This window comes from Deltaproteobacteria bacterium (assembly GCA_017302835.1).
Taxonomy (GTDB): Bacteria; Bdellovibrionota; Bdellovibrionia; order Bdellovibrionales; family Bdellovibrionaceae; genus UBA2316.
The window spans coordinates 67,663-81,104 of the sequence record JAFLCC010000008.1; the positions used below are offsets into that span (position 1 = coordinate 67,663).

Here is a 13,442-nt window from a genome sequence, read left to right on the forward strand (position 1 = left end):
TTGCTGATGAGAGATATACAAATTATGAGAAGTAATTTAGTTTTCTTCTTCCTTGAGTTGCTCTTTAGTCATTTCTTTAACTTTTACAGTTTCCATTAACTTACCTAAAACTTTTTCTTCAGTGATTTGATAAGTTAAACGGCTCATTGTTTCCTCTTTGGAATAAAATTCTTTTATTCTCGATTCATCAATTCCAGTTTGAGCTGCATATTCTGCAAATTTCTTGTTTATATCAGCTTGAGTGCAAAGAAGTTCATATTTTCTTCCTATCGCATCAACGAGAAAACTTGATTGAATCATTTCGGCGGCTGTCTTTTCAAAATCTTTGTCCCATTTTTGAATATATTCACCCATTGAATCGGGTGCCATTCCCTGTTGTTCCATTCTTTTTTTAAAATCCTCAATTAAAGAATTTTTTTGTTCTTTTAATAAAGAACTTGGAACTTCCACTGGATTTTCCTTTACCAGAGTTTTCAGAAGTCTGTTTTTAAAGGCATCTTCAACTTGTTTTTTTTCAGAAGCTTCTAGATCGGACCTAACAACTTTCCGAAACTCTTCAACTGAATTGACCCCAGTGCCAGAAGCTTTAATAAATTCATCGTTAATTTCTGGAAGGACTTTTGATTTTAATCCAAGTAGTTTAACTTTGAAAATAACTTCTTTTCCTTCCAAATCTTTAGAATGATAGGGAGTTGGAAACCGAAGAGTTAAACTTTTTTCATCGAGGATATTCATTCCCACAATGCCTTCCTCGAAACCTTCAATAAATTGATGAGAACCAAGTTCCAGCAAATGCCCTTCACCAGCACCTCCATCTAAAGGTTTGTCATCAACAAATCCATTGTAATTGATAACAGCGGTGTCTCCTAGCTGGGCAGGTCTGCTATCAGTGATATCTTGTAGGATGGCTTTCGCTTTTCTCATTTTTTCAAGCGTGGTATCAATTTGTTTTTCATCAAAAGTATAAATTTCTTTTTCGACTTCTAAATTTTCGTATTTTTTCAAATTAACTTCAGGACGAATATCGAAAATGGCTGAAAAATTAAATTCCTTTTCTTCATGAAGGTCATCAAATTCAAATTCAGGATAGGAGATAGGCTCTAGCTTATGTTCAATGAGAGCTTTCGAATAGTGTTTTTGAATGAGGTCTTGCATTACATCCTGTTTCACCTTGCTGTTATACATACTTTTAATAGAGCTTAAGGGGGCTTTGCCTTTTCTGAAACCTTTAAGAGTGACTTCTTTTTGAATATCATTAAAAATACGATCAAAACTTGTTTGGACTGTTGCGAGAGGTACTTCAATAGTTAATTTTCTTTGCAGAGGGGATAGTTTTTCGACATTAGATTTCATCACTTAGGACTCCTAGAAATAAGGTTGCTTTTAAGTTCGTGAATACTAGGAGAGAGACCTCGGAAAATCAAGCATTTAAAGTGAAAAGGATTGCAAATGCAAAAAATTATATTTGTTACAGGCAAAGGGGGCGTGGGGAAGTCATCCTATGCTGCAGTTCTTGCGCAAAAATATGCAATCCAGGGGAAAAAGACCTTACTTGTCGAGCTGGGTGACCAAAGTTTCTATAAAGAATTTTTTTCATTGGAAAAGGTAGAATATACCCCCTTACAACTTTCTCATAACTTGGATATTTCCTTGTGGTCAGGAAAAGACTGTTTAAAGGAATATGCGCTCTATTTGTTAAAATCAGAAATGCTGTATAAATTATTTTTTGAAAACAAGATCTCTAGAACTCTTATTCAAATTGCTCCCGGACTCTCAGAATTGGCTATACTCGGAAAAATTACGGCAGGTCCACGAAATCATGGGCCACCAACATCACATGAAGTGATTGTTGTTGATAGCTACTCAACGGGGCATTTTTTGGCTTTACTGAAGGCTCCAAAGGGGCTTTCAGAAATTATAAGATTTGGACCCATGGGCGAACAAAGTCGAAGTATTTTTAACTCCCTTTTGAATCCAGAAATATGTCAATACCACATTGTTACCTTGGCGGAGGAGCTGCCCTATTTAGAAGGTATGGAATTGTATGAAGAAATTGAAAAATTAACAAAAATGAAACCGAAACTTATTTTTAATAGAGTTATTGAAACAAACTTAAAGGAAAAGGATTTCTTAGAAGAATTTAAGTTAAATGATTTTCATAGATATATTAAATCAATACTTCAAAATCAGGAAAATTATTTTACTCAGACGAATCTGCAAAAAATAGAATTTGTCATTTTACCTCTGATATTTCAATCTAACCCCTTTGAGTTTATAAAAAGTCTAGCTCAAGAGGTGAATCTTTGAAAAATACGGGGGTCATAGTATCCATTGGGACGGGTGGAGTCGGAAAAACAACAGTATCTGCAGGTCTTGGGCTTTATTTAGCCAGTTTGGGAAATAAAGTTTTAGTTTTAACCATTGACCCTTCAAAACGCCTAGCGACCACTTTGGGAATTGGGGAAGAGAAAGGCATAGTGAAAGTCAAACTTGGTCGTTTTGCAGACAGCTTTAAAGGTGAATTGTACGCCTCAATTGTTGATCATCAATCCGTGTTCAATGATTTTATTCTTCGCTCCTCTAGAAAAGGAGGTCATATTGAAAAAATTCTAAACAATAAATTGTATCAACAACTCTCAACGAGCTTGAGCGGTTCTCAAGAATTTACAGCTCTAGAAAAACTGTACTCCTGTTTCATCTCTAAAGAATTCGACTACATTGTTTTAGACACGCCGCCTGCAAAACATGCCATTGATTTTCTAAGCGCGCCAGAGAAGTTAGCCAGCTTGTTTAGTGAAAACATCACTAAGTGGTTTAAGGACACTCAGCATGGAGGAAATTGGCTTGCCGCCATGATTTCATCAGGAACAAGACAAGTGCTCAAGATTTTAGAAGTCTTAACAGGTTCAGAATTTGTTAAAGAATTAAGTCTATTTTTTTACTATATAAATGATTGGCAAGACCAACTTCACGACAGAACTCTTAAAGCTCATGAGCTTCTTGTCAATCCATTAACAGAATTTTATTTAGTCACAAGCATTGATCCATCTAAATTAAAAGAAGCTACCTTATTATTAAAAGAAATCAGGAAACAAGGTTACTCTTTGACTAAAGTGATCATGAATAGATCGATTCCTTCTTGGGATATAACTAAAGAATTTGTCTCTCTTCCTGACCTAAGTGTTGAAAAAAATCAAGAGCTTGTCAGACTTTTCAACTTATTAAAGTCTGTATTTCATCATAAGTCCATGACTCATCAAAAATTTCTTGAGGAATTACAGAAAACGGTTCAAGTCTTATCGCTTACTGAATATAATAAGTCTATCTCTGATATTGAAAGCTTAGATGAGGTATCAAGAGAAATAGGATTAAAAATTCAATTTGGTGAAAAAATATGAAATTTTTTTTAGTTACGAGCACTTCCTTAATAGTCTTAATCTTAATAGCGTGTTCTTCATTTATTAAAAACAAAAATGAAGTGTTCTCATCTGGACCGACAGAAGAAGAAATCGAAATAAGTAAATTAGAAAAAAGTTATTATTTAAATGATCGCAGTGCCTTTTCAACAGCAAAAGAGAAATTCACAAAAGATTTTCCCAACTCGAATTATAAGTTGTTTATTGAGCTCTTAACCAGTCGGTTATTATTTCAAGATAATCAATTTTCTCAAGCATTAGAGATGAATCAGTCAATTCAAAAATCGGCATATAATGTAAATAATAAAATTTATTATGAAACTTTATTCTATAGTTCTGATATTTATGAAAGTTTGGGAAAGTTAGATAACTCACTAGCTGTTTTAGTTGAAGCTGAAAAGAATGGTTTATTTTTGAGCGATAGAGTTAGGTTGTTTGAGCTTCCTCTAAAGCTTTCAATTGCCTATGCTCGACTTAACCAAAATGAAATGAGTCTTAATTACATTAATAAAACAGAAAGTGGATTAAAAGAATACCTATCTAAAGAAAATCATTCTAAAAAAACCTTATCTGAAATTTATTTTGAGATTGGAGCCGGGGTTCCGTCACCAGCGCTCGCTGATTACTATACAGATGCCAAGAAATTCTCCTTAATATATAAATATTTAATATATTGTTTGCACTTCAATGAGACTCCTTATTCTGAAAAATCAAAACAGCAGTTGATCTTGCAGATAAATTCGCTTTGGAACCAAACCCACGACGGCGTGGCTATCGCTACGGGTGATAAAATCGCAGATGATCGGTTAAGATTTAAAAAACTGACTGATTTTAGCAGGATATTAAATTCGATTAAATTATTTGAGCCTTTGGAAGATAGGCAAGTGAGTACTAATCAAAAAGAGTTTTTTTTATTTATAGATGAAATTCAAAACAAAACATTTAATGAAATCTATGCTCAGTATAAACTCACTCCACCAACGGAGGAGTCTTTTGGACATGGCATCTTTAGAGGAAATTTAAAGACTGAAAAAATAGAAGCTCCCGAAAGTATCGAGCATATTGAAAATAAAAAGCAATAGAGGATCTCATGAATCATTACACTCGAAATGAATTACATAAAAAAATATTAAACCAAATGGAGCCAATTTGCCATTGGTTCAAACAAAAATCTCTGAACTTAAGATTTCCCATATATTCTAGTTATGACATTAGGGACGCTGGTTATAAGGTTTCTAATGTCGATGCCAATATTTTCCCGGCTGGCTTTAATAACATATGCCCAACAGATAAAGAGTCTGCCATTGAAATAATGAATATTTACTTAAAAGCAAACTATGGTGATCGGCTAAAAAAAATTGTCTTGGTCACCGAAGAACATACGAATAATCCCTATTATTGGGACAATGTCTACACGATTAAGCATCTTCTTGAATCAACAGGAAAAGAAATTCGGGTAGCCTTTCCTAAGCAGTTAACAGAAAATCTTTTTTTAAAAAGTGCTAATGGTTTTGAAATCATCGTAGAATCTGGTTTAGGCTCTGATCCTGTTTTTTCTGAGTTCAAACCGGATTTGATAATTAATAACAATGATTTTTCTAATGCCCATGAAGAATGGGTAAAAACGATAGTTGTGCCACAAAATCCTCCGCGTGAATTAGGATGGTATCAAAGAAAAAAGAGTAATTATTTTAAATACTATAACCAGTTGGTCTCTGAGTTTGCGGATGTTGCCGGGGTTGATCCCATGTTGTTTTCTGTGAAGACCGAATATTTCCAAAATTTTGATATCAATGAAGAGGCAAGCAAAAAGAAATTGGCTGAAATTGTGGATCAAACTATTTTGAATTTGAAGAATGAATATGAAAAAAGGGGCTGGCTGCAAAAGCCCTTCGTTTTTGTAAAAAACAATGCGGGAACCTATGGTTTGGCCGTGATAAAGGTTGAAAGTGGAAGCGACGTTTTAGAATGGTCTTACAAGTCTCGAAAAAAAATGAAAGCCGCCAAAGGTGGCCGAGACGTTGAAGAGGTGATCATACAAGAAGGGATTCCTTCTATTGTTGAAAAAGAAGGAGTCGTCGCAGAGCCAGTAATCTATATGATTGGTTCAAGTCTGGCCGGTGGTTTTTTGAGGACGCATAGTGAAAAGTCATCAACGGAAAGTCTTAATAGCCCTGGCGCTGTTTATAAACGACTCTGCGTGAGCGATTTAGAGATCCGTCCAGATGGTTGTCCCATGGAAAATGTTTATGGTTGGACCTCAAAATTAGGAGCTTTGGCTATCACTATGGAAGCTAAAGAACTTGGCGTTAGGATCTGAACGGTCGAGTTTCAAAAATGTCTAAAGTTTATTCGATAGTCTTTAATGTCGTATTTTTATACGTTTGAACTGTCTACTTTTCTACAGTGGATAATTAATTTTTCATCGATTATAGTGCACCTTCAGTTAATTATTTAAAATTAGCTGCGCTTTATATAACTTTATATAAAAGGATAGCTGTATGATCATTAATAAAAGAAACTTATTGATTGCTTTGAATCTTTTTACTGTGTTTATCGCCTCCGTTTCTCTCGGTGAAAACAAGTGCCTGCAGACCTACAATTCAAAGAAAATAAGCCCTGAGGTATTAGGAGGAGTTTCGCGAATCATAGATACAAAGTATTCAAGTAAATTTTTGCTCACAGAAGTCGATAAGCATTTCGATGTTAAATGGGTCACTGATCTGGGACCAGTTCTAAACCAAAAAAATTGGGGTTTTTGCCATCTATATTCATTTTTTGAAGAAAAGACTAGGGAATTTAGACAAAGAAATAATGGAAAAGACCCAAATGTTTCAATCCACTATATGGCATTCCACCACTGGTTAGGAAGAGCTATCAATACTGCTTTAGATCCGAGTTCGCCTTTAAAGCCACAGGAAGGTGGTTGGTATATCTATGATATAGATCTATTCAAAAAAATTGGATCAATGAAAATGGATGATTATCTTCGATTGGGTGGAAAAACCAATGTTGAAGAAAAATTAACCTATTTTTTGGAATCAAGTATTTTAACCAGTACCATTTCTAAAATGCATGACCAACAAAATTTGATTGATGATCTTTTTAAAGATGAATTCTCAGATAAAGAGATGGAAGAGTTGTCTAAAGGCATTCCTTCTAAATTTAGTCCTGCAAGCAGACTTAAAATTGTAAAAAGAAATTACATGCAACAGCTTTTTGAGGGTGAAAATTATCGAAGAAAGGATGAGTTTAATGCTTTCGTTAAGGAAAAAGAAGCAGCATTTGAGGCTAAAAAGACCACTTTAACTAAAGATCAAGTTAACGTAATTAGAGATTTGGCATCTGGTCGGCTTCAAATTGCGACGTTTTCAGCGTCAGAAATCGAAAAAATAAAAATAAATGTTAGAAATGATATTAAAAAAGAAGTCACTGAACTTTTTTCACAGTTCTTTTTTGGAAAAAATGATGTTCCATCAGAGGTAATGGATCTTAAGAAAAATGTATTTTTAGCAAGATCATTGTTCCCAGAAATAGATCAAGCCACTATTTCTGTAAGTGTGGATGAATCACAAATACGTTATGGCACAAAAGTAGGTTTCAAAGCAAAACCAGATTTCGTAAATAATCATATCTATATGAATGCGTCCAGATCAGTGCTTTATGAACTCATTTCTGAAGAAGTGGATAAGAATAATGGTGTTTGGGTTGGTTATGATCATAATGATCCTTTTGTGGCGAATAAACTTGGAGAAGACAATTTAGGTTTGATGTCCCTTCGAGCTTTCTCTTGGACACCGCAATCTGGCTATTTATCAAGATATGTGCGATTTGAAAAAAAGGGTATAGTTAACGGAGGTCATGCCGTTCAAATTGTAGGAATCATTCGTGAAAAAGTTCCTGAATATTTTAAAAATCATGGTCTAAAAGGAGAGATCATTGGTTTTATAATACAAAATAGTTGGGGTGAAGAGGCTGGGCAAAAAGGATTTTACGTTATGGATAGATCCTATGCCGATGCATTCATGTTTGAAATTACAATAAGGGATGAGCAGGGACAAGTATCAGCCCTTAAAGAAAAAATGAAGCAATACAAAAAACAAACTGGCCTTAATCAAAATGTTCAGAGCAACTCCAATGGTTTTAAAAGATATCTTAATGAGGAAAAGAAAATCCAAGAAGGTCAGTTACTCAGGGAAGCCAGCATAAATTAATCAAATCTGGCTTAAGGTAGAGTATCCAAATAGAAAATGTTACGATAAAATATTCTCGTGGGTCTTTGTTCTTTTTTGGGGCGGGGGGGAGCTTTGAGAATATTTTTCCTTTTAATGATCGCTTTTAGTGCAGGTTACGTTTTCATTTCTTTAACAAATGATAAATACCTAGTTCATCGTAATCCATCGGCTATACGTCAGCACTATGATTTTACTCATTTAAAAGGCACGGCTTTGGAAGTAGCCATGCGTGAGAGAATTATTAGTCAAATTGAAATAGTAAAAAATGAAGAAGGATTTGGTTTAAGTTTAGGGAATTTTGCCTTCAAAAATAATACAGGAGACACCTTTTTTGGTTGTCAGTATTTTAGTAAGGTGGTGTTAATTTTTGAAGGGGAAGGGGCCATCGTTGGCGGAATGGACAAGCCGCTGATGGAAGTGGAGGGGCCGTGTGAAAGTTCAGAAGACCTTGTAAGGATCAACGCCTTTATGATTCCCATGAAACAAATAATGACGGAGAGACCTATGGATGGGGATTTCAACTATAAAAATAAAAGCTCGATGAGTCTTAAATTTTTAAATTTACCAGATGCCTGGCCAACAATTTGGAATCTGATCGGAGTCAGAATGTCCTCACCACAGAAAGATTTTATTATTGATCGCAATGAAATCACTAAAATAATAGGACAGTCGTTGTTGATTACGATTAATTAATTATCAAGCCATCTGGGTGAAGTTTTTTGGCGTCAGAGATTTCTTCTTTAGTATTTAAGGGGCCAAGGAAAACATATTTCTGTCTTCGTCTGATTTCCTTAATTAGGTTCTCAGTAACTAAAATTCGATTTTTATAGGTTAGTTTTGAAATAAGAGCATCCCCTTTAATAGAAATTGCTGGAGTTAAAAAAACTGTAGAGAATGTTTTAAGGCGCATGATTTCAGATAGCGTAGTGCCAAAGGTGTAAAGAGGTCGTTCCTCTTTTATGCTTTTAATCACAATATCATAATCGGAATGAATAAGAATTTGTTTTTCTATTTTTAGTTTTTCAATTAAAGAAATAAATTGAGTATGAATCTTTTCGGCATTGTTTTTTATGCTAATAATAAATTTGTTTTTGGAATATAGAGATAAAACATCTTCAAGTTTTAATAGTTCGAGATCGAGGCTTCTCAGTTCTTCAAAAGAATAATTCTGCAAATATCGACCTTTAAATTTAATATTTGAGATAGAATTTTTCTTCAAATCAAAAATTAAGTTATTTAAATTCGAACGAGAATCTATAACAAAAACAGAATCAGATGACATATAGGTTTCAATCCAAAAAATTGTATTTGAATGATTGGCTAGCAATTCATTGGCCGTTTTAACGGAATGAAAAACCCTGATTTCTTGAGGGGACGACTCATTAAAATTATAAAAATCGTGCTCAAATTTGTAAGTAGGCAAAGAAAGACCCCAAAATCGAATCGTTATAAGTACTAGTACAACGCAAACTAGTGTTCCAATACTAATTAAAATCAACCTCATGTGGTCTCCAATGGTTTTTATCTTATTGAATTTTATTGATAATCGTTAAACTTGTTAAAGAGCAAAATAAAGATAATATAAGTGCAAAATAGACGTATTTATCTTGAATATCAATTCGTTTTCAATTACTTTGTTTTTGAGGTTCTAACAAAAAACTAGTTTATTAACAAAGGAAATTCTTTGGTTCGACTCAATCGTAAAATCGAATATGCCCTGGTAGCTTTGAAATACATGACGGGTAAAATTCCTGGTGAGCTCACTTCAGCAAAAGAGGTTGCAGAAAAATTTTGTACTCCATTTGATGTCACCGCAAGGGTGATGCAATCAATGGCTTCAAAAGGGTTATTAAGATCTGAACATGGGCCTATGGGGGGTTATACGATTTCCAAGGACCTGAGCCGTATTTCATTTCATGATTTATTAACTATGGTAGAGGGTCCCTCTTCTTTGGTGAAATGTTTTCAGAAAGAGGAAACCTGCGATGTTCAGCCCCATTGCAATATCATTTCTCCGATTCATACGCTCAACAATAAGCTTAATGAGTTTTATTCGGGGCTTAAGTTAAAAGATCTTTTGCTTTCTCCGTCAAGCTTCAATGAGGTGATTCATGGAAAATAAAAATCATCGTTCTGCAAAAGAGGATTATGAATATAAATATGGTTTTGAAACACTTCTTGAAACTGACGCCGTAAAAAAAGGAATATCAGTTGAAATTATTAAATTAATTTCATCGAAAAAGGAAGAACCTTCATGGATGTTGGATTATCGATTAAAGGCTTTCGAATATTGGCAAAAGCTGAGTGAGCCAGAATGGGCTCATGTCCACTATCCAAAGATTGATTTCCAAGATATTTGTTATTATTCGGCACCAAAAAAAAACAAGGAAAATCCTAAATCCTTAGAGGAATTAGATCCGGAGTTAATTAAAACCTTTGAAAAACTAGGAATACCTTTATCGGAACAAAAAAGAATATCTGGAGTCGCTGTGGATGTGGTTTTTGATTCCGTTTCCGTTGGCACCACACATCAGGAAGAGCTTGAAAAAGTGGGAGTTATCTTTTGTTCAATCAGTGAAGCCATTAAGAAATATCCTGAATTGGTAAAAAAATATTTAGGAAGTATCGTGCCCTATTCTGATAATTTTTATGCCGCTTTAAATGCCGCCGTTTTTACCGACGGTTCTTTTTGTTATATTCCTAAGGGGGTTCGTTGTCCCATCGATCTTTCAACTTATTTTCGAATCAACGCTAAAGATACAGGTCAGTTCGAGAGAACACTTTTGATCGCAGAAGAAGGTTCTTATGTCAATTATCTAGAAGGGTGTACGGCACCTCAGCGTGATGAAAACCAATTGCATGCAGCCGTCGTTGAATTGATTGCGATGCAAGATGCAGAAATAAAATACTCAACGGTACAGAATTGGTATGCAGGTGATAAAGAAGGTAAGGGTGGAATTTATAACTTTGTGACGAAGCGGGGGAAATGCGTTGGAAGTCATTCCAAAATTTCTTGGACTCAGGTGGAATCGGGATCGGCAATTACTTGGAAATACCCTTCGGTTATTTTGCAAGGGGATAGCTCTGAAGGATTTTTCTATTCCGTTGCCCTAACCCATGATCACATGCAGGCAGATACGGGAACTAAGATGATTCACATTGGAAGAAACACCAAGAGCACCATAATTTCCAAGGGAATTTCTACGGATCAGTCTTCAAATGCTTACCGAGGGTTGGTGAAGATAATGCCTTCAGCAGAAAATGCCAGAAATTATTCGCAATGTGATTCGATGTTGGTAGGTAAAAAATCTTCAGCTCATACCTTTCCTTATATCGATGTTAAAAATAAAACGGCTCAGATTGAACATGAGGCAACGACATCAAGGATTAGCGAAGATCAGATTTTCTATTTGCAATCAAGAGGCATGGATATGGAAAAAACCATATCCATGTTGGTTAATGGTTTTTGCAAGGATGTTTTTAAGCAATTGCCCTTAGAGTTCTCTGTAGAGGCAGTAAAGCTGATTGAAATGAAACTTGAAAATTCAGTCGGATAGGAAAATGAAATTAATTAAAAAACTCATATTTAAATAATAAGGATTGGGTATGTTAGAAATTAGACATTTAAAATCACAAGTGGACGGGAAAGAAGTACTTAAGGGGCTAAACTTAACAATAAATGCGGGAGAGGTTCATGCCATTATGGGACCTAACGGATCAGGAAAAAGTACGCTTTCTAAAATTCTTGCAGGTCATCCAAGTTACCTAGTAACTGGCGGGGACGTTTTCTTTGAAATTAATTTTAAACAGAAAAATATTATTGAAATGGAACCTGATGAAAGAGCTAAGGAAGGCATTTTTTTGGCTTTTCAATACCCCGTAGAGATACCTGGAGTTAATAATTTAACGTTTTTGATGAATTCATTTAATTCTATATTAGAACATCAAGGTTCATTGCCATTAAATGAGGCCGAGTTTAAAAAGTATTTAGATAAAAAAATGGAACTTGTAGGGTTAAAAGAAGATTTTCTTAAAAAGGGTTTCCTTGAAAGAGGTGTCAATTCTGGTTTCTCTGGAGGGGAAAAGAAAAAAAATGAAATCCTGCAAATGGCCGTTTTGGCTCCAAGGCTCGCAATTCTAGATGAAACGGATTCAGGCCTAGATATTGATGCCCTCAAAGTGGTTGCTGATGGAGTCAATAAACTGAGATCTAAAAATAACGCCATTATTTTGATCACTCATTATCAAAGGTTGCTCGAGTATATAAAACCAGACTTTGTTCATGTCCTTTCACAGGGTAAAATCATCAAAACAGGAGGCCCCGAGTTAGCCCTAGAGTTAGAGGAAAATGGCTATGATGGAATCGAAGGAATAAATTCATGAATATTTTAAATTCCTTTGATCGATATATTGAAAAAATGAAAGTTAATTTATCAGAACAATTAAGTTCTGATAAATTATCAGGTGGTGAGCTCGCAAATGATGAAAAATGGAATACTTTTATAAGTGAAAAAATCAAAATCAGAGAAACAATTCTATCGAAAGGCTTGCCGAAAAGAACCGAAGAAACCTGGAAATACACCTCTCTTAAGTTCTTAAATGACTTATTTTTTCAATTTGAATTACCAAAAGAAGATGAATTGAGCGAAAAATTAAGTTCAGAGATTAAAGCAATTCAATTGCCAAATGTTCAGAGCCTTGTTTTTGTAAACGGTATTTTTCTTAAGTCACTCAGTCATTTTGATGAAAATAAAATGCAAGTTGAGAGCATTTCTCCCTTTGGTTTTAATGATCCTATTAAAGAAACTGAAAATATAAATTTAAAAGAAAAAGTAGAACCGGCTCAGTCGAGTTTTACTTTTTCAGAATCTTTAAAAAATATCCGTCAGCTTTTCTTGGTTCAGCAAAGTAAAATTATTATAAAAAATAATCAAAAATTAGAGGAGCCAGTTCAAATTATCAATTATACTTTTTCAAAAGATGAATTGAGTTTAAACAGCAACCCGCAGTTGGAAATTATTATACAGGAACAATCAAAGGCGAGTATTTTGTACACCCATCAAGGGCCATCCAATGTGAAATATTTTTCTAATGGCCAACTTTCTGTCAAATTAGCTGCAAAGGCTCAATTGGAATTGATCAACGAAACCAAGCAGAGCTTTCAATCTTATCATATGGATCAGGTATCCATTGATTTAGCCCAAGATGCTATGCTGGTTTATTTGGATATTAATTTAAGTTCCCTTCTTTCTAGGCACGAATTGAAAGTCAATTTAAATGCTCAAAATTCAGATGCCAAAGTTCTGGGAGTTTCTCTTCTTCAAAAAACAGAACACTGTGACCATCAAACACAGATTCATTTTCAAGCCAGCCATTCTTCTGCCGTTCAATTATATAAGAGTATTATTGACGATTCAGCTCATTCTGTTTTTAGTGGAACTGTTTATATTGATTCAGATATTGAAGGAATTACTTCATCACAACTAAATCATAATGTACTGTTATCCGATAAAGCCGAATCAAATAGTAAACCCATTTTGATGATTTATTCAGATGATGTGAAAGCTTCCCATGGATCAACGGTGGGTCAACTAAACAAGGAAGAATTATTTTATTTACAGAGCCGATCGATTTCAACAGAAAAAGCAAAAGAGCTATTAAGTATCGGTTTTTTATTGGAAGTAATCGAGGAAATCGAACAGGGTCAACTCAAAATGTATTTAAAAAAGTCACTTCAAGAAAAATACATGAGGACGTCTCGACGACCTATTTTAAGGAATTTGCAATAACA

Annotated in this window: 12 protein-coding genes; 10 read left to right on the forward strand and 2 right to left on the reverse strand. The window is 34.5% G+C overall.

What is annotated here, in order from left to right:
- Nucleotides 1–36: 36 nt before the first annotated feature.
- Nucleotides 37–1,353 (reverse strand): trigger factor, encoded by a 1,317-nt coding sequence (tig, locus tag J0M15_10505; protein MBN8537472.1) that lies wholly within the window; start codon nt 1,351–1,353, stop codon nt 37–39.
- Nucleotides 1,354–1,449: 96 nt separating this feature from the next.
- Between tig and J0M15_10510 the strand changes: the two genes are divergently transcribed.
- The 6 genes from J0M15_10510 (at nt 1,450) to J0M15_10535 (ending at nt 8,344) form a co-directional block, all read left to right on the forward strand.
- Nucleotides 1,450–2,307, forward strand: a complete 858-nt coding sequence (locus J0M15_10510; GenBank protein ID MBN8537473.1) for an arsenical pump-driving ATPase — start codon at nt 1,450–1,452, stop codon at nt 2,305–2,307.
- The gene (locus J0M15_10515) at nt 2,304–3,398 is read left to right on the forward strand and encodes an AAA family ATPase (protein ID MBN8537474.1); all 1,095 of its coding nucleotides are present in this window, start codon (nt 2,304–2,306) and stop codon (nt 3,396–3,398) included. Before J0M15_10510 ends, J0M15_10515 begins: the two co-directional genes overlap by 4 nt.
- Nucleotides 3,395–4,498, forward strand: a complete 1,104-nt coding sequence (locus J0M15_10520; protein MBN8537475.1) for a hypothetical protein — start codon at nt 3,395–3,397, stop codon at nt 4,496–4,498. Before J0M15_10515 ends, J0M15_10520 begins: the two co-directional genes overlap by 4 nt.
- Nucleotides 4,499–4,506: 8 nt before the next feature.
- Complete coding sequence (gene gshA, locus J0M15_10525; protein MBN8537476.1) at nt 4,507–5,736, forward strand: glutamate--cysteine ligase; 1,230 nt, start codon at nt 4,507–4,509, stop codon at nt 5,734–5,736.
- A 181-nt stretch (nt 5,737–5,917) separates the two neighbouring features.
- Nucleotides 5,918–7,630, forward strand: coding sequence for a hypothetical protein (locus J0M15_10530; protein MBN8537477.1), 1,713 nt, complete (start codon nt 5,918–5,920; stop codon nt 7,628–7,630).
- Nucleotides 7,631–7,723: 93 nt separating this feature from the next.
- Nucleotides 7,724–8,344 carry a hypothetical protein gene (locus J0M15_10535; GenBank protein ID MBN8537478.1) on the forward strand — a complete coding sequence of 207 codons (621 nt, stop codon included), beginning with the start codon at nt 7,724–7,726 and terminating at the stop codon, nt 8,342–8,344.
- Here J0M15_10535 and J0M15_10540 read toward each other — a convergent pair.
- Nucleotides 8,337–9,155: a hypothetical protein gene (locus J0M15_10540; protein ID MBN8537479.1), complete on the reverse strand. Its 819-nt coding sequence runs from the start codon at nt 9,153–9,155 to the stop codon at nt 8,337–8,339. The genes J0M15_10535 and J0M15_10540 overlap by 8 nt on opposite strands.
- Before the next feature lie 180 nt (nt 9,156–9,335).
- On the opposite strand from J0M15_10540, the gene J0M15_10545 reads away from it, so the two are divergent.
- Genes J0M15_10545 through sufD form a run of 4 tightly spaced genes read left to right on the forward strand, consistent with a single transcriptional unit; the run spans nt 9,336 to nt 13,440 of the window.
- Complete coding sequence (locus J0M15_10545; GenBank protein ID MBN8537480.1) at nt 9,336–9,773, forward strand: Rrf2 family transcriptional regulator; 438 nt, start codon at nt 9,336–9,338, stop codon at nt 9,771–9,773.
- Entirely contained in the window at nt 9,763–11,208 is a 1,446-nt protein-coding gene (gene sufB, locus J0M15_10550) for a Fe-S cluster assembly protein SufB (GenBank protein ID MBN8537481.1), read from the forward strand. The genes J0M15_10545 and sufB overlap by 11 nt, the downstream gene beginning before the upstream one ends.
- 49 nt (nt 11,209–11,257) lie before the next feature.
- Nucleotides 11,258–12,034, forward strand: a complete 777-nt coding sequence (gene sufC / locus J0M15_10555; protein MBN8537482.1) for a Fe-S cluster assembly ATPase SufC — start codon at nt 11,258–11,260, stop codon at nt 12,032–12,034.
- The gene (gene sufD, locus J0M15_10560; GenBank protein ID MBN8537483.1) at nt 12,031–13,440 is read left to right on the forward strand and encodes a Fe-S cluster assembly protein SufD; all 1,410 of its coding nucleotides are present in this window, start codon (nt 12,031–12,033) and stop codon (nt 13,438–13,440) included. The genes sufC and sufD overlap by 4 nt, the downstream gene beginning before the upstream one ends.
- Nucleotides 13,441–13,442: the final 2 nt, after the last annotated feature.

Excerpts from the sequence above, each read along its gene's own strand:
- tig (MBN8537472.1), bottom strand. The coding sequence starts at position 1,353 with ATGAAATCTAATGTCGAAAAACTATCCCCTCTGCAAAGAAAATTAACT.
- J0M15_10510 (MBN8537473.1), top strand. The coding sequence starts at position 1,450 with ATGCAAAAAATTATATTTGTTACAGGCAAAGGGGGCGTGGGGAAGTCA.
- J0M15_10520 (MBN8537475.1), top strand. The coding sequence starts at position 3,395 with ATGAAATTTTTTTTAGTTACGAGCACTTCCTTAATAGTCTTAATCTTA.
- gshA (MBN8537476.1), top strand. The coding sequence starts at position 4,507 with ATGAATCATTACACTCGAAATGAATTACATAAAAAAATATTAAACCAA.
- J0M15_10530 (MBN8537477.1), top strand. The coding sequence starts at position 5,918 with ATGATCATTAATAAAAGAAACTTATTGATTGCTTTGAATCTTTTTACT.
- J0M15_10540 (MBN8537479.1), bottom strand. The coding sequence starts at position 9,155 with ATGAGGTTGATTTTAATTAGTATTGGAACACTAGTTTGCGTTGTACTA.
- sufB (MBN8537481.1), top strand. The coding sequence starts at position 9,763 with ATGGAAAATAAAAATCATCGTTCTGCAAAAGAGGATTATGAATATAAA.
- sufC (MBN8537482.1), top strand. The coding sequence starts at position 11,258 with ATGTTAGAAATTAGACATTTAAAATCACAAGTGGACGGGAAAGAAGTA.
- sufD (MBN8537483.1), top strand. The coding sequence starts at position 12,031 with ATGAATATTTTAAATTCCTTTGATCGATATATTGAAAAAATGAAAGTT.